This window comes from Micromonospora sp. CA-246542, from assembly GCF_050942905.1.
Taxonomy (GTDB): Bacteria; Actinomycetota; Actinomycetes; order Mycobacteriales; family Micromonosporaceae; genus Micromonospora.
Genome location: NZ_CP192040.1, coordinates 218864 through 241456 on the forward strand (window position 1 = coordinate 218864; position 22593 = coordinate 241456).

Genomic DNA, 22593 nt, shown 5'->3' on the forward strand with positions numbered 1-22593 from the left:
CCACTCGACGGTAGTGGAAGCGTCCGGGGAGCCGACAGGTCGGTCAGGCCTCTTGCGACTGGTCCAGCGAGTCGCGGACCGCCACCGCCAGCGAGACCGCCTCGGCCAGGTCGACCGGCCGGACCACTCCGGCGGGCAGCCCGTCAGCCCGCCAGCCCGGGCCGGCGGCGAGGATCAGCAGCGGGCGGCGGGGCGCGGCGAGGAGCGCGCTGAGCTGGGCCGGGTCGGCGGTGGCCCGGGTGTGTGACCAGAGGACCACGGCGGCCGGTCCGGTCCGGCTGACCGCTTCGACGAGGGCGGCCACCGGCACCCGGGCGCCCAGCATCCGGTAGCCCACCCCGGCCTCGGCGAGCGCGGCGGCCAGTGCTTCCAGGGGCAGGGTGTGCTGCTCCTCGTCGGCGCAGGAGAGCAGGATCCGGGCGGGCCCGGCGGGCGGATTGGCCCGGCTGGCCGCGGCGAACGCCTCCGACACGCACCGGGAGACCAAGTGCTCCACCTCGATGAGGCCGGAGGTGGCGACATGCCGGTCACCGATGCCGGCGAGCACCGGTCGCAGCAGGGTCTCCCAGGTGGCGACGACCCCGCTGGCGGCGATCGTGTGCGCGATCGTCTCGTTGATCACCGCCGCGTCCAGGCGCATGGCAGCGCGGGCCAGGCCCCGGGCCGCCGGTCCGGCGCGGCCCACCCCGATGGCGCCGCCACCGTCGCGGCTCGTCGGACGGATCCGATCCCGGGCGACGGTGTCCAGGTGCGCGCGGTCCGGTGCCTGCCGGGCCCATCGAGCCGCCTCGGCCGGGCTGACGCCCTCGGCGGTCAGTCGCCGCATGGTTTCGAGACGGGCCAGGTCGGCCGGTGTGTACCGGCGGTGATGGCCGGGCACGTGCTCGCTGGGCCCGAGCCCGTAGCGCTGGTGCCAGGTACGCAGCGTGGTGACCGCGACCCCCAGCCGGCGCGCGACGGCGCCCGCGCTCAACGCCTCATCGGCCACCCGACCGCTCCACCGCGTCGTCCGCCGGCGATCCGGGCGGGGTCGTGCTGGTGGAGCCGGGGGTGTCCGACGAGGACCCCGAGGGGCGCAACAGGCGGTTCACCACCCCGCCCAGCCAGGGCGCGTACGAACGAGGGTCCCGGTCGAGGTCGGCTTCCAGGGCGGCCGGGTCGGCCCAGCGCAGCTCGGCCACCTCGTCCGGGTCGGGGCGCAGTGGTGCGACGGGCCGGAACTCGCCGCGCAGCACGTGGTCGTACTCGAACTCGACCCGACCGGTGGTGGGGTCCTCGGCGTAGTAGACGTAGACGCCCACCTGGGTCAGTTCGACCGGACCGGTGCCCAGCTCCTCACGCAGCCGCCGGTTGGCCGCCTCGGTGAGCGACTCGCCCGGCCGGGGGTGGCCGCAGCAGGAGTTCGCCCACCGCAGCGGAAAGCGGGTCTTGACCGCGGCCCGTCGTTGCAACAGCACCTGACCGTCCGGGTCGACGAGCATCACCGAGAACGCCCGGTGCAGTTGCCCCGGCGGTTGGTGTGCGGCGGCGACGGTGGTGTCGCCGTGGGCTCGCCCGGCGTCGTCGACCAGCTCGACGAGATGGTCCTCGCGACTGCTCATCGTCCCTCCCCCGTGATCCGGCCGGCGGCCAGCTTGCCAGAGATCAGCACCATCGGTACGCCCACGCCGGGTTGGGTGCCGGAGCCGACGAAGACGACGTTCGACAGGTGTCGGTGCAGGTTCGACGGGCGGAACGGACCGGTCTGGAAGAGGGTGTGCGCGGCGGCGAACGGCGTGCCGGCGGCCATGCCCTGCTCGGCCCACTCGGCGGGGGTGACCGCCCGCAGCACCTCGACGCCGTCACCGAACCCGACGTAGCCTCGCTCCTCCAGCGTCGCGATGAGCTGGTCGCCGTACCGCTGGGTCAGGTCGCCACGCCACTCGAACTGCGCCCGGTCGAGGTTCGGCACGGGCGCGAGCACGTAGTAGGTGTGCCGATCCGCCGGTGCCACCGACGGGTCGGTCCGGCTGGGATTCGTGACGAGCAGCGACGGGTCGGTCATCAGCTCACCCCTGCGGATGACCTCATCGAAGGTGCCCTTCCACGCGCGTCCGAAGTGGATGTTGTGGTGGGCGATCTTCGCATAGCCCTGCCGCGAGCCGACGTGCAGGACGACGCAGGACGGCGAGTAGGTGAGGCGTCGCGCGGGCGCGGCGGGCAGCAGGTCCCGGTAGGCGACCGGCAGGTCCGGGTTGAGCACCACCACGTCCGCCGGCACCAGCTCGCCGTCGGCGGTCAGCACGCCGGTGGCCCGGCCGTTCGCGGTCTCCACCCGGGTCACCGTGGTGTCGTACCGGATCTGCACGCCGTGCTTCTCGGCCGCGCCGGCCATCGCGCGGGAGACCGCGTGGATGCCGCCCCGGGGGAAGTAGACCCCGGCCACCGAGTCGAGGTACGCGATGACCGCGTAGATGGCCAGCGCGTCGTGCGGGGCGAGCCCGGCGTACATCGCCTGGAAGGAGAAGATCCGCTGGGTACGTGGGTCCCGGAAGAACTGGTTGATCTTGGTCTGGAGGCGGCGGAAGGCCCCTCCGGTGAGTAGCTTGAGCAGGTTGCCGGTGAGCAGGTCGGTCGGCGCGTCCAGGTTGCGCTCGATGAAGTCGGCCCGCTCCAGCCGCCACAGCTCGCGCGAGTAGTCGACGAAGCGCAGGTAGCCGTCGGCCTCACGGGGACCGCAGACCCGGGAGATCTCGGCCGCCATCCGGGTGGTGTCGGTGCGTACATCGAGGGTCGACCCGTCCGGGTAGTACGCCCGGTACGCCGGGTCCAGCGGGGTCAGGTCGAGCCAGTCGCGCAGCTCCTCGCCGACGGCCCCGAGCGCCTCGGCGATGAGGTCGGGCATGGTGAGCACGGTCGGGCCGGTGTCGAACTCGTAGCCGTCGACCGTGAGCCGGCCGGCCCGTCCGCCGGGGACCGACTCGCGCTCCAGCACCGTCACCTGCCGGCCGCTGCCGGCGAGGTGCAGCGCGCAGGCGAGCCCACCCAGCCCGGCGCCCACGACCACCACCCGGTCCGTCCGTCCCGTCACCGTCCGCACGTGACCACCTCCTCGAGATCCTCGGTCATCAGGCCCGCCGACTGGTGGCAGCGGTGGCCAACCCGGTCAGCGCGGTACGCGCCGTCCGGTCCACGGGCGCGCTGTCGAGCGCGGCCAGGGCATCGCCCACCCGCTCGGCGATCATCCGTTCGACCCGGGCCACCGCACCGGTCGCGGCGACCACGTCGGCGAGCCGTTCGACGGGTTCGCCGTCGGTCTGCTCCAGCGCCCGGAGCTGGCTCGGCGTGGCCAGTTGGCGGGCCAGCATGAGCAGCGTGGTGGGCTTGCCGACGCGCAGGTCGTCGCCGGCCGGTTTACCGGTCGACTCCGGGTCGCCGTAGACGCCGAGCAGGTCGTCGCGGAGCTGGAACGCCTCGCCGACGGCCAGCCCGTAGCGGGTGTACGCGGTGACCAGCGCGTCGTCGGCCGTCACCGCGGCCAGGCGGGCGCCGAACAGCAGTGGTCGCTGCACCGTGTAGCTGGCGGTCTTGTAGCGGGCCACCCGCAGCGCCCGGTCGACCGACCAGCTGTCCGGGTCGTTCTCGCCGAGCACGTCCAGGTACTGCCCGGCGACCGTCTCGACCCGCATCTGGTCGTAGCAGCGGCGGACCTCGAACAGCCGGGCCGGGGTGATGGTGGCGCGGGCGAGCAGCTTGTCGGCCCAGACCATGCAGAGGTCGCCGATCAGTACGGCGGCGGCCTCGCCGAACCGGTCCGGGTCGCCCCGGTGGCCGGCGGCGACGTGCTGGGCCGCGAGGGCGACGTGCGCGGTGGGCCGGCCGCGACGGGTGGTGGAGGCGTCCATCACGTCGTCGTGGACGAGCGCGAAGGTGTGCAGCAGTTCGAGGGCGGCGAGCGCGGGTAGGACCGCGGTGAGCCGTTCGTCGCCACCGACGGTCCCGCGCCAGCCCCAGTAGCCGAACGTGGACCGGATCCGTTTTCCCCCGGACAGCACGGCCGCGCGTGCGGCGGACGCGAATCTGCCCATGGCCGCGTCGATCTCGGTGAGTGCGTCGACCTCGGCGGTGAGGAAGGTCGACAGGGTCTCGTCGACCGCCGTGATCAGGTCCTGGGTGTATGCGGCCAGGACAGCGCGGACCGGGTCGTCCCGCTCGCCTGGCTCCGCTGGCGCCACACGTACCGCGTTGCCCGCAACTGCGTCGTTGGCCATGTGGGCGAGCGTACCCTAGGGTACGAGTTGCGTCGATTGGTGCGTCGATATCTGAGGAGGGCCGGTGGAAACGGATCTCGCCGCTGCCTATGACCGGTGCCGTGAGCTGCACAAACGCCATGGCCGCACCTACTATCTCGCCACCCGGCTGCTTCCCGCGTGGAAACGACGACATGTGCACGCTCTCTACGGATTCACGCGGTACGCCGACGAGATCGTCGACAGCACCGAGGCTCTCCCACCTGCCGAGCGGGCCGCCCTGCTCGACGACTGGGCCAGCAGGTTCGTGGCCGGCCTGCACGGCGCGTCGGTTGACGACCCGCTGCTGCCGGCCGTGCTGCACACGATCGCCATCTTCGATCTCGACCGGGACGACTTCGCGTCGTTTCTCAAGAGCATGGCGATGGACCTGACGGTCACCTCGTACCCGACGTACGACCACCTGCTCGACTACATGGAGGGTTCGGCGGCGGTGATCGGCACGATGATGTTGCCGATCCTGGGCAGCTCCGACCCGGCGGCGGCCCGCGAGCCGGCCCGGCAGCTCGGCTTCGCCTTCCAGCTCACCAACTTCATCCGGGACGTCGCCGAGGACCTCGATCGGGGCCGCACCTACCTCCCCGACGAGGATCTGGCGAAGTTCGGCGTCACCCGCGAGGAGCTGATCGAGGCCCGCGACCGGGGGCAGGGCACGCCCCGCACCCGCGAGTTGATCGAGTACGAGGTGACCCGGGCCCAGGCGCACTATGCCGCCGCCGCGCCGGGCATCACCATGCTCGCTCCCGCCTCGCAGGCGTGCATGCGCACGGCGTACGCGCTCTACGGCGGCATCCTCGACGAGGTGGCCGCGCAGGACTACGACGTCTTCGCCCGCCGCGCCCTGGTGCCGCGGCGGCGACGGATGGCGGTGGCCGCGCGTGCTCTGCTGACGTCGACGGGTACCCCGGTCACGATCCCGGGCCCGACGGCCCAGCCGGCGGCCCGGTGAGCGGGGGCACCGCGGTCGTGCTCTTCACCCGCGACCTGCGGGTGCACGACCACCCGGCGCTGGCGACGACCTGTGCGGCGTTCGACCGGGTGGTGCCGTTGTACGTGCTCGACCCGGCCCTGGCCGACTTGTCGGCCAACCGCACCCGGTTCCTGCACCAGGCGCTCGCCGACCTGCGCGAGGCGTTGCGCGAGCGCGGCGGCGACCTGGTGGTGCGGCGCGGCGACCCGGTGGCCGAGACGATCGGGCTGGCCGGCAAGGTCGGTGCCACCGCCGTCGCGCTCTCCGCCGACGTCAGTCACTACGCGCGCCGCCGGGAGCGCCGGCTGCGCGACGAGTGCGAACGGCACCGGCTGCACCTGCGGCTCTTCCCGGGGCTGACGGTCGTCGAGCCGGGTGCGCTGCGTCCCGGCGGCGGAGGCGACCACTACCGGGTGTTCAGCCCGTACCACCGGGCGTGGGCCGCCGCGCGTTGGCGCGAGGAGTTGGCCGCGCCCCGGCGGATCGTGCTGCCCGACGGGGTGAGCGTGGGCCGGTTGCCGGCGCTGCCGGCGGGGGAGTCACCGGACGCGGCCGTCGGCGGCGAACGCGTCGCCCGGCAGCGGCTCACCGACTGGCTGCCCGAGCTGGGCCGGTACGACGACCAGCACGACGACATGGCCGGCGACGACACCTCCCGCCTCAGCCCGTACCTGCGCTTCGGTTGCGTGTCGCCGCTGTCGGTGGCGAACCGGGCCGGCGACCGCTCCGGGCCGTTCGTGCGGCAGATCTGCTGGCGCGACTTCTACTACCAGGTCACCGCCGCGTTCCCGGCGATCTCGACGGCCGCCTACCGGCGGGGCGCCACCGAAGAGTGGCGCTACGGCGACGACGCCCTCGCCGCCTGGACCGAGGGCCGGACGGGCCTGCCGATCGTGGACGCCGGGATGCGACAGATGCGGGCCCAGGGTTGGCAGCACAACCGGGCCCGGCTGATCACCGCCGGCTACCTGACCAAGCACCTGGGGCAGGACTGGCGGGCCGGCGTGCAGGTCTTCTTCCGCTGGCTCCTCGACGGCGACGTGGCCAACAACTCCGGCAACTGGCAGTGGGTCGCCGGCACCGGTAACGACACCAAGCCGTACCGGGGGTTCAACCCGGTCCGGCAGGCCGAGCGGTACGACCCGGCCGGCGACTACGTACGCCGGTGGGTGCCGGAGTTGGCGAAGGTGTCGGGTAAGGCCATCCACCAGCCGTGGAAGCTGCCCGACGACCTCCGCCGCACGCTTGACTATCCGCCGCCGCTCACCGTGCCCGGCGCCGATCCGGTCTGGCTGCGCTGATCAGAGGCAGGAGTGCAGTGCCTCGGCCAACTCGTCGACCCGGTCGTGCTCGGCGAGCTGTGCCGTGACGTATGCGAGCGTGTAGCCCCGCACCGGGTCGGCCCAGGCGCTGCTGCCCCCGAGCCCGCCCATGCCCCAACTGAGGTCGGGCTCCCACTGCATGCCCAGCGTCCACCGGGCCCGGCGGTCCAGCACCAGGTCCGGGCCGTCGTACTGGACCCGGGTCGCCTCGTCGAGAAGGGCCGGGCTGAACAGCCGTACGCCGTCCAGGACGCCGCCGGCCAGCAGGCCCGCGTAGAGCCGGCCCAGGCCCACGGAGGTGGCGTGCAGGTTGACCGCCGGCATCTCGGCACCCCGCCACAGCGGACTGTTCAGCACGGCGAGGTCCAGCCCACCGGCCGGGTTGCCCATCGCCCTCGCCCGGAGTGTCTCCGGCTCGCCCAGTTTGCGGATCGGCCACTCCGGGTCGCCGTAGCGCAGGTCCGCGCAGCGCCGTTGGTCCGTCTCGGCCAGCCCGAACCCGAGGTCGAGCTGCCACGGGCCGGCGATCTCGTCGGCGAGGAAGCGGCCCACGCTGCGGCCGTCCACCCGGCGGACCAGCTCGCCCACCAGGTGGCCGTACGTCCAGGCGTGCTCGCCGGCCAACGACCCGGGCGGCCATTCGGGGTCGGCGGCGGCCAGGTCGCCGGCGAGCAGCGCCCAGTCCGCGATCGCGCTGGCCGGTCGGGGCACGGGGAACGCCGGCAGACCGGCGGTGTGCGACAACACGTGCCGCACGGTGGCCGGGGTATGGAACTCCGGCCAGTACCGCTGCACGGGGGAGTCCAGGTCGACCCGTCCCCGGTCGACGAGCAGCAGCAGGCACAGCGCGGCCACCGGCTTGCCGACCGAGTAGACGTTGACCAGCGTGTCCGGCCGCCACGGTTGGCCGGACGGCCCGTCACCGGCGCGGAACCCGCCCACCAGGTCGACCACCGGCTGGCCGTCGTACCAGATGGTGAGGCTGGCGCCGGTCTCCCGACCGGCGGTCAGCAGGTCGTGGAAGCAGTCCCGGACGGGGGCGAAGCGTGCGTGCATCGGATCACCGTAGGCGCTCCGGCGCGGTACGCCCGCCGACTTTCCGGACCCCGGTGGTCCGGACGGCACCGCTGGGGGATGCTGTTCCGGTGGCGGAGCCGGAGCTGGTGGACGTTGTCGTGGTGGGCCTCGGAGTCGGCGGCGAGGAGGTGGCCGAGCGACTCGCCGAGGCCGGCCTGAGTGTCGTCGGTGTCGAGCGGGACCTCGTCGGCGGCGAGTGCCCGTACTGGGGCTGCATCCCGAGCAAGATGATGATCAGGGCCGCGAACGCGCTGGCCGAGGCGCGTCGGGTCGACGGGCTGGCGGGTACGGCGCAGGTCCAGCCGGACTGGGCGCCGGTGGCGAAGCGGATCCGCGAGGAGGCCACCGACACCTGGGACGACAAGGTCGCGGTCGACCGGTTCACCGGCAAGGGTGGCCGGTTCGTCCGGGGCAGTGGCCGGCTCGACGGCCCGGGGCGCGTCCGCGTCGGCGACCAGGTGTTCCAGGCCCGGCACGGCATCGTCCTGGGCACCGGTACCCGGCCCTCGGTGCCGCCGATCGACGGCTTGGCCGACACGCCGTACTGGACCAACCACCAGGCGATCGAGGTCGAGGAACTGCCGGAGTCGATGCTGGTGCTCGGTGGTGGCGCGATCGGGCTGGAACTGGCCCAGGTCTTCGCGCGCTTCGGCGTCCGCGTCACCGTGGTGGAGGCGTTGGACCGGGTGCTGGCCGTGGAGGAGCCGGAGGCCTCCGACGTGGCCGCCGCCGCGCTGCGCGCCGACGGCGTCGAGATCCACACCGGGGTACGCGCCGAACGGGTCGACCATGACGGCGACCGTTTCACGCTGCACGGCGGTGGTGGGACGGAGTTCACCGCCGAGCGCCTGCTCGTCGTCACCGGGCGTCGGGCGCACCTGGAGGAGTTGGGGCTGGACACCGTCGGTGTCGACGCCGAGCAGCGTTACCTGCCGGTGGACGACCGGATGCACGTCACCGAGGGCATCTGGGCGGTGGGTGACCTGACCGGCGAGGGGGCGTTCACGCACATCGCCATGTACCAGGCGGCCATCGTGGTGTCCGACGTCCTCGCCCACTACCGACAGGCGACGGCCGGCCCGGACGCGAGCGGGACCGCCAGCGTCGTCGGCGGCGCGATGGGCTCCTCCAGTTCGCTGGCCGCCAGCGGATCGAGCGGTTCGGCCGGCACCGTCCCGCGCGCCGACTACCGCGCGCTGCCCCGGGTGACCTTCACCGATCCCGAGGTCGGCGCCGTCGGGCTGACCGAGCGGCAGGCCCGCGAACGCGGCATCAACGTGCAGGTCGGATTCACCAAACTGGGCAGCTCGACCCGGGGTTGGATCCACCGGGTCGGCGACGAGGGCTTCATCAAGCTCGTCGCGGACGCCGACCAGGGCGTGCTGATCGGCGCGACGTCGGTCGGCCCGGCCGGTGGTGAGGTGCTGTCGGCGCTCGTGGTGGCGGTGCACGCGGCCGTGCCGCTGAGCCAACTGCGGCACATGATCTACGCGTACCCGACGTTCCACCGTGCCATCGAGGACGCGCTGCGCGATCTGTCCTGACGACGAACCGGTTGAAGCCTGGCAAGCTGCGACAGTTGCTTAGCAAAATCCGACCGTCTTGCGGTTCATTTCTTTCATTTCTGTGACGTACGATTGCGGCCGTGACCAAGCGGTTGACTGAAGTTGCCAAGAAGGCGGGCGTCAGCGAGGCCACCGTCAGCCGGGTGCTCAACGGTCGGGACGGTGTCTCCGAGGCGACCCGGACGGCGGTGCTGACCGCGCTCGACGTGCTCGGCTACGAGCGGCCAACCAAGCTGCGCGGTGAGCGTGCCCGGCTGGTCGGGCTGGTGCTGCCCGAGTTGCAGAACCCGATCTTCCCGGCGCTCGCCGAGGTGGTGACCGGGACGCTCGCCCAGCGCGGTTACACGCCGGCCCTGTGCGCCCGCACCATCGGCGGCGTGTCCGAGATGGACTACGTCGAGATGCTCCTCGACCACCAGGTGTCCGGCGTGATCTTCGCCGGCGGCTCGTACGCGCTCGCCGACGCCAAGCACGACCACTACCGACGGCTGACCGACCGGGGCCTCCCGGTGGTGCTGGTCAACGCCGGTGTGGACGAGCTGGGCTTTCCCCGGGTCTCGACCGACGACGCGGTGGCGGTGGAGCAGGCGTACGGGCATCTGCGCTCGCTCGGCCACGAGCGGATCGGCATGGTGCTCGGCCCGGAGGGGCACGTACCGTCCCGCCGCAAGCTGGACGCGATGGTGCAGGCCGCCGACTGGGGTGCCGCCGAACAGGAGTGCGTCGAGCGTTCCAGCTTCTCGATGGAGGGCGCCCGGGTCGCCGCCACGAAACTGGTCGAGCGGGGCGTCACCGGCATCATCTGCGCCAGCGACGTCCTTGCTCTGGGGACGATCCGGGCCGCCCGGCGTCTGGGTCGTGCGGTGCCGACGGACATCTCGGTGGTGGGCTTCGACGACTCCGCGTTCATGACGTGCACCGATCCGCCGTTGACCACCGTCCGGCAGCCGATCGAGACGATGGGGCAGGCGGCGGTGGACCTGCTGGTGACCCAGATCGAGGGTGCCGGCGTCCTCCAGGACGAGCTGCTGTTCGAGCCGGAGCTGGTGGTCCGCGGCTCGACCGCGCCCGCACCCCGCCGGTGATCGCGCTCCTGGCCTACTGACCGCCCCTTCCCGAAGGCCGTTGACCGCTCTCGCGGTCGACGGCCTTTTTGGTGCCCAAGTAGCCGCATAACGGGCGCAATCCCGCATCCTGTCGCCGTCTGTCGCCCTGATGTCGCGTCCTTTCAAAACATCGTCGACACCTTGCTGAAATGAGTCGTGCTCGTTACAGTGACTCCACTCACACCTGGCTCCGGCACAGCTACAGGGCGTCAGGTCGCATCACCGCAGATAAGCGCACCTCACGGAGACACCCGTTCCCGAAGGGATGGACAGATGTCCGTACCGCAATACCGAAGGGCTGCGACCCTGGCGCTCGTGGCCGGCCTGGGGTTCAGCCTCACGGCATGCTCCACGAAGAGTGACGACAAGGACTCGACCGCCGGCGGCAAGGTCACCATCACCGTCGACTGCCAGCCGGTCGGCGCGCAGAAAGAGCTGTTGAAGAACTGGAACGACGACGTCGCCGAGTTCCAGAAGCAGAACCCGGACATCGTCATCAAGAGCGTGAGCGTCGGCGAGCAGTGCAACAACCCGCCGGACTTCACCGCCCGCCTGGCCGGCGGCACCGTCACCGACGTGTTCTACGGATACATGACGGATCTTCAGCAGGTGCTCGACTCCGGTCAGGCGATGGACATCTCCCAGTACGTCAACAAGGACACGATCTCCACCTGGGACAGCGTCGACCCGGCGCTCAAGGAGGTCTTCACCGACAACGGCAAGCTCTACGCCGTACCGGTGAAGAACTACTCGATGGGCCTGGTCTACAACAAGGTCCTGTTCCAGCAGGCGGGGTTGGACGTCAACAACCCGCCCAAGACGTGGGGCGAGGTCCGGGCCGCCGCCAAGAAGATCTCGGCGCTCGGCAACGGCATCGCCGGCTACTCGGAGTACAGCGCCGGCAACACCGGCGGCTGGCACTTCACCTCGCTGCTCTACTCGCAGGGCGGCCAGGTGCTCACGGCCGACGGCAAGAAGGCCGACTTCAACAACCCGATGGGCAAGCAGGTCCTGCAGAACATCAAGGACATGCGGTACGGCGACAACAGCATGGGCTCCCGTCAGCTGCTCCAGTGGGGTGACCTGCTCACCAACGCCGGCGCGGGCAAGGTCGGCATGTTCATCGGCGCGCCGGACGCCACCCAGGCGATCGTCAGCCAGTTCCAGGGCAAGTTCCAGGACTGGGCGATGAGCCCGCTGCCCGGCCAGGACGGCCCGGCGAAGGGCACGCTCGGCGGCGGTGAGGGCTACTTCTTCAAGAAGGACCTCTCTCCCGAGCAGGTCAAGGCCGGTCTGAAGTGGGTCGCGTACCAGAAGTTGACCCCGGGCAAGGGCCAGTTCGACTACGTGCGCGCCAAGCCGCAGAACTACCCGGTGGGTCTGCCGCAGCCGCTGCTGTTCGCCAACGGCAGTGAGGTGCAGAAGCAGGAACTCGAGCTGCGCAAGGCCAACGCCAACGTCGACACCACGAACTTCGCCCTCTTCGAGGCGACCCCGGTGCCGATCAAGGGCGAGCCGCGTAACGCCCAGGCGATCTACGCGGTGCTCGACGCCGCGATGTCCGGGGTGTTGACGAACCCGAACGCGAACATCGACGCGCTGCTCAAGACGGCCGAAGACAAGGTCAACCAGCTCCTCGCCGCGGAGAGCTGATCCGCAGGTGTGGGGGCCGTCGCACCGGCCCCCACACCCCGGCGCCGTACCGTCCGCCTCACCGATCTCCGCAGGAGTGTGCCGTGGCGATCACCGCCGCCCCCCAGGCCCCCGGGAAACCGGGCCGCCCGATGCCGTCGTACGCGGCAGGGCCGAAGCAGCGTACGAGCCTCGGCCGCAAGGTACGGGACAACCTCACCGGGCACGCCTTCCTGATCGGCGCCGTGCTCTGCTTCCTGGTCTTCTCCTGGTACCCGATGGTCCGTGGCGTCGTCATGAGCTTCCAGCGGACCAGGCGCGGCGAGACGACCTGGGTGGGCTGGGACAACTACACCCGTCTCCTCGCCGACCCCAGTTTCTGGCCGGCGTGGAAGAACACCTTCTACTTCACGCTGCTCGCGCTCGTGCTCGGGTACGCGGTGCCGTTCTTCGTGGCGATCCTGCTCAACGAGTTCCGGCACGCCAAGGGCTACCTGCGGATCCTGGTCTACCTGCCGGTGATGCTGCCGCCGGCCTCGGCCCTGTACCTCTTCAAGTTCTACGCGTACGACCCGAGCGAGGCCGGGCTCTTCAACGCGATCCTCAAGGCGCTGCACCTGCCGACGTCGCAGTGGATGCAGTCGCCGGAGATGACGATGCCGGCCATGGTGATCGCGTCCACCTGGATGAACATGGGTGGCGCCGTCCTGATCTACCTGGCGTCGCTACAGAACATCCCCGGCGAGCTGTACGAGGCCGCCGAGCTCGACGGCGCCGGGATCCTCAAGCGGATCCGCCACGTGACGATCCCGCAGACCCGGCTCATCCTCGCGCTCCTGGCGATGATCCAGATCGTCGCCACGATGCAGCTCTTCATCGAGCCACTGATCCTCGCCAACGGCGCGGGCGCGGAGGATTCCGCGACCACCGTGGCGTACCTCATCTACCAGCACGGGTTCTTCCAGAACGACCTCAACGGCGCTGCCGCCCTCGGCGTGCTCATGCTCGTGGTGCTGGCCGGCTTCTCCGCCGTGTACGTGCGGCTGACTGCGAAACAGGACTAGGACGGCGCGCAATGGCACAGGATTCCGGCACCCGGACCCTCATCTCCCATGCCCAGATCAGTCGGGGACGCGGGCGGGTCATCTACTGGACGCTGCTGGTGGTCGTCGTGACGGCGTTCACGCTCGTCTTCCTCGGGCCCCTCTACTGGATGGTCACCGGCGCGCTCAAGTCCGGCCAGGAGATCGCGCAGACCCCACCCACGCTGTTTCCGAAGGACCCGCAGCCGCAGAACTACATCGACGCCTGGAACAATCTGGAACTCGCCAAGCTGCTGTTCAACACGTTCTACTACGCGATCGGCGCGGTGCTGTTCCAGCTCGTCCTCGACGCGGCCGCCGCGTACTCGTTGTCGAAACTGCGACCGATCTTCGGCAACGTGATTCTCGGGCTGATGCTCGCCACGCTGATGATCCCGGCGATGGTGCTCATCGTCCCCCAGTACGTGACCGTGATCGACCTGCCGATCCTGCACATCAACCTGCTCGACTCGCCGTTCGCCATCTGGCTGCCGCTGGTGGCGAACGCATTCAACATCTTTCTGCTGAAGCGATTCTTCGACTCGATTCCCGAGGAGTTGATGGCGGCGGCCCTGGTCGACGGGGCGACGTCGTTGCGGACGCTCTGGTCGATCATCCTGCCGATGTCCCGCCCGATCCTCGGCGTCGTCGCGATCCTGGCCATGACGGCGGTCTGGAAGGACTTCCTCTGGCCGAAGCTGGTCATGCCCTCTCCGGAGACCCGGACGGTCAGTGTCGGCATCTACTCCTTCGCGGGCGGTACGCCCATGAACATCGTGATCGCCGCGTCGGTCATCGCCGCCATCCCGACCGTTATCGTCTTCCTGATCTTCCAGCGGAACATCATGTCTGGCCTGACCGCCGGCAGCATCAAGGGATAGCCACCACCGAAGACAGCGGAGCGAACAACGGCCGTTCGTTCGACACACAATCGCCACCGGCGTACCCGGCGACGTACTGACGCAGAAAGCAGGTGCTCGTGTCCACAGCAGACAGCAGTCCGTGGTGGCGTGGAGCCGTTATCTATCAGGTGTACCCACGCAGCTTCGCCGACGGCAACGGTGACGGCATCGGTGACATCGCAGGTATCCGCTCCCGCCTGAACCACCTGTCCGCGCTTGGCATCGACGCGATCTGGTTCAGTCCCTGGTATCCGTCGCCGATGGCCGACGCCGGGTACGACGTGTCCGACTACCGCGACATCGATCCGGTCTTCGGCACGCTCGCCGAGGTCGAGGCGCTGATCGCGGAGGCGCACGACCTGGGCATCCGCACGATCGTCGACGTGGTGCCCAACCACTGCTCCGACGCGCACCCGTGGTTCCAGGCCGCGCTGGCCGGGGGCCCGGGGGCGCCCGAGCGGGACCTGTTCTGGTTCCGTCCCGGGCGGGGCCCGAACGGTGACCAGCGACCCACCGACTGGGTGGGCGAGTTCGGCGGCGAGACGTGGACCCGCACCACCAACCCGGACGGCACGCCCGGCGACTGGTACCTGCACCTCTTCGCGCCCCAGCAGCCGGACTTCAACTGGGACCACCCCCGGGTACGGGCCGAGTTCGAGGACATCCTCCGGTTCTGGTTCGACCGGGGCGTCGACGGCATCCGGATCGACTCGGCCGGTCTGCTCGTGAAGGACGGGACGCTGCCCGAGGTCGAGCCGGACCGGCCGCACCCGTTCCACGACCTCGACGGAGTGCACGACATCTACCGGGGCTGGCGGCGGGTCGCCGACTCGTACGCCGACCGCGCGCTGATCGGCGAGGTGTGGCTGCCGGACCGGCAGCGGTTCGCCAACTACCTGCGCCCCGACGAACTGCACGCCGCGTTCAACTTCGACTTCCTCGGCTGCGCCTGGGACGCCTCCGCGCTGCGGGAGAGCATCGACGGCACGCTGAGCGCGCACGCGCCGGTCGGCGCGCCCGCCACCTGGGTGCTCTCCAACCACGACGTGACCCGGCACGTCACCCGCTACGGCCGGGCGGACACCACCTTCAGCTTCGCCGCGAAGCGCGAGGGGATCCCCACCGACCTGGAGCTGGGCACCCGGCGGGCGCGGGCCGCCGCGCTGCTGTCGCTGTCGCTGCCCGGCGCCGCCTACGTCTACCAGGGCGAGGAGCTGGGGCTCTGGGAGGTCGAGGACATCCCGTACGCGATGCGGCAGGACCCGATGTGGGAGCGCTCCGGACGGATCGACCCCGGGCGGGACGGCTGCCGGGTTCCGCTGCCCTGGGCCGGTGACGAGCCGCCCTTCGAGTTCAGCCCGGAAGGCTCGGCGGCGCCCTGGTTGCCCCAGCCGGCCGACTGGAAGGACCGGACGGCGCTGGCGCAGACCGGCGACGCGGCCTCGATGCTGGAGCTGTACCGGGAGGCCATCCACGTCCGACGCGCCGAAGCGGCGCTCGGCGACGGCGAGTTGACCTGGCTGCCCGCCCCGGACGGCGTGCTGGCCTTCAGCCGCGGCGGCGGTTTCCACTGCCTCGTCAACCTCACCGACGCGGCCGTGCCGATGCCCGTCGACGGGGAGGTGCTGCTGGCCAGCGGCCCACTCGACGACGGGCTGCTGCCGTCGGACACCGCCGTCTGGCTGCGTACCCCCGACGAGGCCGACGGACCGCGCGCGGACGCCGCCGCCCTGACCTGACCCGACCCGCCGTGGTGCCGGCGGTCCCGTCCCGACCGCCGGCACCACACCACCCGCGCGCCGCGCCCACGAAGGGAGTACGAGGGACCGCCACACCGCACCGACACGGGGGAACTGGCCTGCCTGACGAAAGGGAGAGCGCAGCTCATGGCCGACCACACCACCGGCACTCCGCACCACCTTCGACACCCGGCCCGGGCAGGGTTGGCCGCCATCGCCGCCACCCTGCTCGCGGCCACCAGCCTGACCGCCCTCGCGGTCACCGGCAGTGCCACCCCGGCCTCGGCGGCCGGGTTGTCCCCCTTCGACATCTCCGGCCGAGGCGCCACCGTCCCCTTCCTCGAGCAGGAGGCGGAGAAGGCCGCGCACAACGGCACGAAGATCGGCCCGGACCGGCGCTACGGCACGCTGCCGTCGGAGGCGTCCGGCCGGGAGGCGGTCACCCTCGACGCCGTCGGTGAGTACGTCGAGTTCACGCTCACCGCTCCGGCCAACGCGGTCACCTTCCGGTACAGCCTGCCGGACAACTCCTCGGGCACGGGCCGGGACGCCACCATCGACCTGCGGGCCAACGGCAACCTGCTGAAGTCGGTCCCGGTCACGTCGAAGTACGGCTGGTACTACGGCGGCTACCCGTTCAACAACAACCCGGGCGACACCAACCCGCACCACTTCTACGACGAGACCCGGGCGTTGTTCGGCAGCACCCAGCCGGCCGGTACGAAGATCCGGTTGCAGGTCTCCTCGACCGCCCAGTCACCCACCTTCACGATCGACCTGGCCGACTTCGAGGTGGTCGCGCCGATCGCCAAGCCCTCCGGTGTCATCGACGTGGTCACCGACTTCGGCGCGGACCCGACCGGCGCGACCGACTCGACCGCGAAGTTCCAGGCGGCGGTCGACGCCGGCAAGGCCCAGGGCCGGGCGGTCTGGATCCCGACCGGCACCTTCACCCTCTGGGACCACGTGGTGGTCGACGGGGTGACCCTGCGCGGCGCCGGTCCCTGGTACTCGGTGCTCGGCGGCCGGCACCCCACCGACCGCAAGCGGGCGGCCGGCATCTACGGCAAGTACGTCCCCGGCGGCGGCTACACCGGTGAGATCCGGTCGCACGAGGCGAACGGGCCGAGCCGCAACGTCACCCTGCGGGACTTCGCCATCATCGGCGACATCCGCGAGCGGATGGACGACGACCAGGTCAACGCGCTGGGCGGGGCGATGACCAACTCGGTGGTGGACAACCTCTGGTTGGAGAACACCAAGGTCGGCGCGTGGATGGACGGTCCGATGGACAACTTCACCATCCGCAACAGCCGGATCCTGGACCAGACCGCGGACGGGGTGAACTTCCACACCGGCGTCACCAATTCGACGGTGACCAACACGTTCGTCCGCAACACCGGCGACGACGCCCTCGCCATGTGGGCGCAGAGCGTGCCGAACGTCAACAACTCGTTCACGCACAACACCATCGGCGTGACGCTGCTGGCGAACCACCTGGTCAGCTACGGCGGCCGGGACATCAAGATCACTGACAACGTGACGGCCGACTCGCTGACCAACGGCGGCGGCATCCACGTCGCCAACCGCTACCCCGGCGTGCAGGGCGACACCGCGGTCCGGGGCACCTGGACGATCGCCCGGAACACGTTGATCCGCAACGGCAACTCGGACTACAACTGGAACTTCGGCGTCGGGGCGATCTGGTTCTCCGCCCTCAACGAGGCGTTCCAGCAGGCCACCATCAACATCACCGACACCGACATCCTGGACAGCTCGTACGCGGCGCTGCACTGGATCGAGGGCCAGACCAGCGGCATCAACCTCACCAACGTCCGCATCGACGGCGCCGGCACGTACGCGCTCCAGGTGCAGGCGCCCAGCCAGGTGTCGTTCACCAACGTGCGGGCCACCAACATCGCGCAGAGCAACCCGATGCACAACTGCGTGGGTGGTGGCTTCCAGATCACCCAGGGCTCGGGCAACTCGGGCTGGTACACGTCGACCCCGTACTGCGGCCCGTGGCCGGAGCCGCAGTGGGGTGGTGGGCCCAGCACCCCGCCGACCACCGGCCCGACCACCGCGCCGCCCACTACCGCGCCGCCGACCACCGCGCCGCCGACCACCGCGCCGCCGACCACCGCGCCTCCGACGACCCCGCCGCCGACCGGTGGCAACCTGGCGCTGAACCGGTCGACGACCGCGACCAGCACGAACCAGAACTACGGACCGGGCAACGTGGTGGACGGCAACGCCTCGACCTACTGGGAGAGCACCAACAACGCCTTCCCGCAGTCGGTCACCGTCGACCTGGGCGCGGTCCGCTCGGTCGACCGGGTGGTGCTCAAACTGCCCCCCGGCTGGGAGCAGCGCACCGAGACGCTGTCGGTGCTCGGCTCCACCGACGGCTCGTCGTACGGCACGCTGGCGTCGTCCGCCGGTCGGGTCTTCGCACCCGGCTCGGGCAACACCGTGTCGATCGGGCTGCCCTCCGGTAGCCGCCGCTACATCCGGGTCACCGTGACCGGCAACACCGGCTGGCCGGCCGCGCAGCTCAGCGAGGTCGAGGTGTACGGCGGCACGCAGACCACGGCCCCGCCCACCACCGCGCCCCCGACGACCACCCCGCCCCCGACCACGCCCGCCCCCACCGGCAACCTGGCGGCGGGACGGTCGATCACCGAGACCAGCCACTCCGACGTGTACGCCGCGCCCAACGCGGTGGACGGCAACGCCAACACCTACTGGGAGAGCGCCAACAACGCCTTCCCGCAGTCGCTGACCGTCGACCTGGGCGCCGCCCGAACGGTGTCCCGGGTCGTACTGAAGCTGCCGCCGTCGTCGGCCTGGCAGACGCGCACGCAGACCCTGGCGGTGCTCGGCTCCACCGACGGTTCGTCGTTCAACACCCTCAAGGCGTCCGCCGGCTACACCTTCAACCCGTCCAGCGGCAACACGGTCACCGTGACCTTCACGGCGACCAGCCAGCGATACCTGCGCCTGACCGTCACCGGCAACACGGGTTGGCCCGCCGGTCAGCTCAGCGAGTTCGAGGTCTACTCCAGCTAGGCCGACGGCCCCCGCCCCGACCAGGGCGGGGGCCACCGCACCGTCCCCCACCTGTCGCGGCACGACGGGCGTACCCCTGCGCCCGTCACCGGGCAACGCACCCCACACCACCCCCGAAAGAGGTGTAGCGACCGATGTCCAGAAACGGCCCCACCCGAGGCACCCCGCGAACCGGCTCGCCCGGTTCGACCGTCCGAGCCGACCGAGCGCCGGCCCGCCGCCGACTGCTCGCCGGCACGCTCGCCGGACTGCTCCTCGCCGCCGCTCCCGCCGTCACCCCGGCGACCGCGGCACCGGCGGCGACGCCCGCCTCCGCACCGGCGGGCTCCGCCCGCGCGGCTCTGCTCGCGGGGCTCTCGGCCACCATGAGCGCCAGCAGCTACAACCAGAACTACGTGGCGAGCAACGCGAACGACGGCAACGCCTCGACCTACTGGGAGAGCGCCAACAACGCGTTCCCGCAGTGGATCCAGGCCGACCTGGGCGCGACGGTCGGCGTGGACCGGGTCGTGCTGAAGCTGCCGCCGTCGTCGGACTGGCAGACGCGTACGCAGACCCTGTCGGTTCTCGGCTCCACCAACGGCTCGACCTTCAGCACCCTGAAGTCGTCGGCCGACTACACGTTCAACCCGAGCAGCGGCAACACCGCGACCGTCAGCTTCACCGCCGCCAGCACCCGCTACGTCCGGGTGCAGGTCACCGGCAACACCGGCTGGCCGGCCGCGCAGCTCTCCGAGGTTGAGGTGTACGGCTCCAGCGGCAGCACCGACACTCAGGCCCCCAGCGCCCCCGGCAACCTGGCCTACACCCAGCCGGCCAGCGGTCAGATCCGGCTCACCTGGTCGGCGTCGAGCGACAACGTCGGGGTGACCGGGTACGACGTCTACGCCAACGGCGCGCTGCGCGGCAGCGTCGGCGGCTCGACGCTGACGTACACCGACAGCCAGGCGGACAGCGCCACGGTCTCGTACTACGTGCGGGCCAAGGACGCGGCCGGCAACCAGTCGTCGAACAGCAACACGGTGACCCGTACCGGCACCGGCAACCCGCCCACCGGGAGCAACCTGGCGGTCGGCAAGCCGATCACCGCCTCCGGGTACGTGCACACGTTCGTGGCGACCAACGCCAACGACAACAACGTGGCCACCTACTGGGAGGGCAACGGCAACCCGAGCACGCTGACCGTGCAGCTCGGCGCGAACGCCAGCCTCAGCCAGATCGTGCTGAAGCTCAACCCGGACTCGGCGTGGGGTACCCGTACCCAGAACATCACCGTCCTCGGCCGGGACCAGAACTCGTCGAGCTTCACCACGCTGGTCGGCGCGACGAACTACACGTTCAACCCGGGCAGCGGCAACACGGTGACCATCCCGGTCTCCGGGGCGGCGGCCGACGTACGCCTCTCGATCGCCTCGAACACCGGCGCCCCGGCCGGTCAGGTGGCCGAGTTCCAGGTCTTCGGCACCCCCGCGCCGAACCCGGACCTCACCGTCACCGGCATGTCGTTCAGCCCGTCCGCGCCCGTCGAGACCAGCACCGTCACGCTCTCGGCGACCGTGCGGAACGCCGGTTCGGCGGCCTCCGCCGCGACCAACGTCAACTTCTACCTGGGCTCCACCCGGGTCGGCACCGCGTCGGTCGGTGCCCTCGCGGCCGGCGCGTCGACCACGGTCAGCGCCAGCATCGGCACCCGCGACGCGGGCAGTTACCCGCTCAGCGCGAAGGTCGACGAGTCGAACACCGTCGTCGAGCAGGACGACACCAACAACAGCTACTCCAACCCCAGCCCGCTGGTCGTGAGCCCGGTCGCCACCAGTGACCTGGTCGCCTCCTCGGTCGCCTGGTCGCCGGGGAACCCGTCGGCCGGTAACACCGTCACGTTCTCGGTGTCGATCCGCAACGCCGGCAGCGTGGCGTCCGCGTCCGGTTCGCACGGCATCACGCTGACCGTTCTCAACGAGTCCGGCACCGTGGTCCGTACCCTGACCGGCTCGTACTCCGGTGTCATCAACGCCGGGGCCACCGTCGGCCCGGTCAACCTGGGCACCTGGACGGCCGCGAACGGCAAGTACACCGTCCGGGTCGTGCTCGCCGCCGACGCCAACGAGCTGCCGGTCAAGCAGACCAACAACACCAGCGACCGGCCGCTCTTCGTCGGGCGCGGCGCCAACATGCCGTACGACATGTACGAGGCCGAGGACGGCGTGGTCGGCGGCGGCGCGAACGTCGTGGGCCCGAACCGGACCGTCGGAGACGTCGCCGGTGAGGCGTCCGGCCGCCGTGCGGTGACCCTGAACTCGACCGGCGCCTACGTCGAGTTCACCACCCGGGCCAGCACCAACACGCTTGTCACCCGCTTCTCCATTCCGGACGCGGCGGGTGGCGGGGGCATCAACTCGACGCTCAACGTCTACGTCAACGGCACGTTCCACAAGGCCATCGACCTGACGTCCCGCTACGCCTGGCTGTACGGCAACGAGACCAGCCCGGGGAACACTCCGAGCGCGGGCGGACCGCGGCACATCTACGACGAAGCCAACGTCATGCTCAACTCGACCGTGCCGGCCGGCAGCAAGATCCGGCTGCAGAAGGACGCGGCCAACACCACCACCTACGCGATCGACTTCATCAACACCGAGCAGGTCTCGCCGATCGCCAACCCGGACTCGGCGCGGTACGCCACGCCGACCGGCTTCACCCACCAGGACGTGCAGAACGCGCTGGACCGGGTCCGGATGGACACCACCGGCAACCTGATCGGTGTCTACCTGCCGGCCGGCAACTACTCCACCTCGTCGAAGTTCCAGGTGTACGGCAAGGCGGTCCAGGTGACCGGTGCCGGCCCCTGGTACACCCGGTTCAACGCGCCGTCCGGCCAGGAGAACACCGACATCGGCTTCCGGGCCGAGAACTCGGCGGCCGGTTCGTCGTTCAAGAACTTCGCGTACTTCGGCAACTACACCTCGCGGATCGACGGCCCGGGCAAGGTGTTCGACTTCTCCAACGTGTCGAACATCGTGATCGACAACATCTGGGCCGAACACCAGGTCTGCCTCTACTGGGGCGCCAACACCGACTACATGACGATCAGGAACTCGCGGATCCGCAACCTGTTCGCCGACGGCGTCAACATGACCAACGGCAGCACCAACAACCTGGTCAGCAACAACGACGCCCGGGCCACCGGTGACGACAGCTTCGCGCTGTTCTCGGCGATCGACGCGGGCGGCGCCGACATGAAGGACAACATCTACGAGAACCTGACGTCGACCCTGACCTGGCGGGCCGCCGGTGTGGCCGTCTACGGCGGCTACGGCAACACGTTCCGCAACATCTACATCGCGGACACGCTCGTCTACTCCGGCATCACCATCAGCTCGCTGGACTTCGGCTACCCGATGAACGGCTTCGGCGCGAGCCCGCCCACGAAGTTCGAGAACATCTCGATCGTCCGGGCCGGTGGGCACTTCTGGGGCGGGCAGACCTTCCCGGCGATCTGGGTGTTCTCCGCCTCGAAGGTGTTCCAGGGCATCCGCGTCAGCGACGTGGACATCGTCGATCCGACCTACAGCGGCATCATGTTCCAGACCAACTACGTCGGTGGGCAGCCGCAGAACCCGATCACCGACACGGTCTTCACCAACATCTCCATCAGCGGCGCCCGCAAGAGCGGTGACGCCTACGACGCCAAGTCCGGCTTCGGCATCTGGGCCAACCCCATGCCGGAGGCCGGGCAGGGTCCCGCCGTCGGGTCGGTCACCTTCACCAACCTGCGCCTGAGCAACAACGCGGTGGACATCCAGAACCCCACGACGACCTTCACCATCAACCGCAACTGAT

General features: G+C 70.6%; 14 protein-coding genes and 2 pseudogenes. 11 read left to right on the top strand and 5 right to left on the bottom strand.

From position 1 onward, the window contains the following. Positions 1–43: 43 nt before the first annotated feature. The 4 genes from ACQP0N_RS01085 to ACQP0N_RS01100 are packed head-to-tail and all read right to left on the bottom strand — an operon-like array spanning position 44 to position 4250. On the bottom strand, positions 44–988 hold the full coding sequence (locus tag ACQP0N_RS01085) for a MerR family transcriptional regulator (RefSeq protein WP_433116821.1): 945 nt from the start codon (positions 986–988) through the stop codon (positions 44–46). Then, positions 978–1601: an isopentenyl-diphosphate Delta-isomerase gene (idi, locus tag ACQP0N_RS01090; RefSeq protein ID WP_433116823.1), complete on the bottom strand. Its 624-nt coding sequence runs from the start codon at positions 1599–1601 to the stop codon at positions 978–980. Before idi ends, ACQP0N_RS01085 begins: the two co-directional genes overlap by 11 nt. Continuing rightward, complete coding sequence (crtI, locus tag ACQP0N_RS01095; RefSeq protein WP_433116825.1) at positions 1598–3079, bottom strand: phytoene desaturase family protein; 1482 nt, start codon at positions 3077–3079, stop codon at positions 1598–1600. The genes idi and crtI overlap by 4 nt, the downstream gene beginning before the upstream one ends. 28 nt (positions 3080–3107) lie before the next feature. Then, the gene (locus tag ACQP0N_RS01100) at positions 3108–4250 is read right to left on the bottom strand and encodes a polyprenyl synthetase family protein (RefSeq protein WP_433116827.1); all 1143 of its coding nucleotides are present in this window, start codon (positions 4248–4250) and stop codon (positions 3108–3110) included. Positions 4251–4314: 64 nt separating this feature from the next. On the opposite strand from ACQP0N_RS01100, the gene ACQP0N_RS01105 reads away from it, so the two are divergent. Together ACQP0N_RS01105 and ACQP0N_RS01110 are read left to right on the top strand one after the other, a co-directional pair. Further along, a complete protein-coding gene (locus ACQP0N_RS01105) occupies positions 4315–5238 on the top strand; it encodes a phytoene/squalene synthase family protein (protein ID WP_433116829.1) in 924 nt (307 codons plus the stop codon). Beyond that, positions 5235–6560 carry a cryptochrome/photolyase family protein gene (locus ACQP0N_RS01110; protein WP_433116831.1) on the top strand — a complete coding sequence of 442 codons (1326 nt, stop codon included), beginning with the start codon at positions 5235–5237 and terminating at the stop codon, positions 6558–6560. Before ACQP0N_RS01105 ends, ACQP0N_RS01110 begins: the two co-directional genes overlap by 4 nt. Here the strand turns inward: ACQP0N_RS01110 and ACQP0N_RS01115 are convergent, their stop codons facing one another. Beyond that, positions 6561–7637: a serine hydrolase domain-containing protein gene (locus ACQP0N_RS01115; RefSeq protein WP_433116833.1), complete on the bottom strand. Its 1077-nt coding sequence runs from the start codon at positions 7635–7637 to the stop codon at positions 6561–6563. An 89-nt stretch (positions 7638–7726) separates the two neighbouring features. On the opposite strand from ACQP0N_RS01115, the pseudogene ACQP0N_RS01120 reads away from it, so the two are divergent. The 9 genes and pseudogenes from ACQP0N_RS01120 to ACQP0N_RS01160 form a co-directional block, all read left to right on the top strand. Next, positions 7727–8711: pseudogene (locus ACQP0N_RS01120) on the top strand (dihydrolipoyl dehydrogenase family protein); the annotation flags it as partial. A 113-nt stretch (positions 8712–8824) separates the two neighbouring features. Beyond that, positions 8825–9202: pseudogene (locus ACQP0N_RS01125) on the top strand (NAD(P)/FAD-dependent oxidoreductase); the annotation flags it as partial. A gap of 101 nt (positions 9203–9303) precedes the next feature. After that, positions 9304–10308 carry a LacI family DNA-binding transcriptional regulator gene (locus ACQP0N_RS01130; RefSeq protein WP_433116835.1) on the top strand — a complete coding sequence of 335 codons (1005 nt, stop codon included), beginning with the start codon at positions 9304–9306 and terminating at the stop codon, positions 10306–10308. A gap of 294 nt (positions 10309–10602) precedes the next feature. Beyond that, on the top strand, positions 10603–11982 hold the full coding sequence (locus ACQP0N_RS01135; protein ID WP_433116837.1) for an ABC transporter substrate-binding protein: 1380 nt from the start codon (positions 10603–10605) through the stop codon (positions 11980–11982). Positions 11983–12065: 83 nt separating this feature from the next. Beyond that, positions 12066–13025, top strand: coding sequence for a carbohydrate ABC transporter permease (locus ACQP0N_RS01140; protein WP_355048381.1), 960 nt, complete (start codon positions 12066–12068; stop codon positions 13023–13025). Positions 13026–13036: 11 nt separating this feature from the next. After that, positions 13037–13924: a carbohydrate ABC transporter permease gene (locus tag ACQP0N_RS01145; RefSeq protein WP_433116839.1), complete on the top strand. Its 888-nt coding sequence runs from the start codon at positions 13037–13039 to the stop codon at positions 13922–13924. A 149-nt stretch (positions 13925–14073) separates the two neighbouring features. Beyond that, positions 14074–15684 (top strand): glycoside hydrolase family 13 protein, encoded by a 1611-nt coding sequence (locus ACQP0N_RS01150; protein ID WP_433116841.1) that lies wholly within the window; start codon positions 14074–14076, stop codon positions 15682–15684. Between the two features lie 147 nt (positions 15685–15831). After that, on the top strand, positions 15832–18753 hold the full coding sequence (locus ACQP0N_RS01155) for a discoidin domain-containing protein (protein ID WP_433116843.1): 2922 nt from the start codon (positions 15832–15834) through the stop codon (positions 18751–18753). 134 nt (positions 18754–18887) lie between these two features. Continuing rightward, entirely contained in the window at positions 18888–22592 is a 3705-nt protein-coding gene (locus ACQP0N_RS01160) for a discoidin domain-containing protein (RefSeq protein ID WP_433116845.1), read from the top strand. The last annotated feature ends 1 nt before the right edge of the window (position 22593 follow it).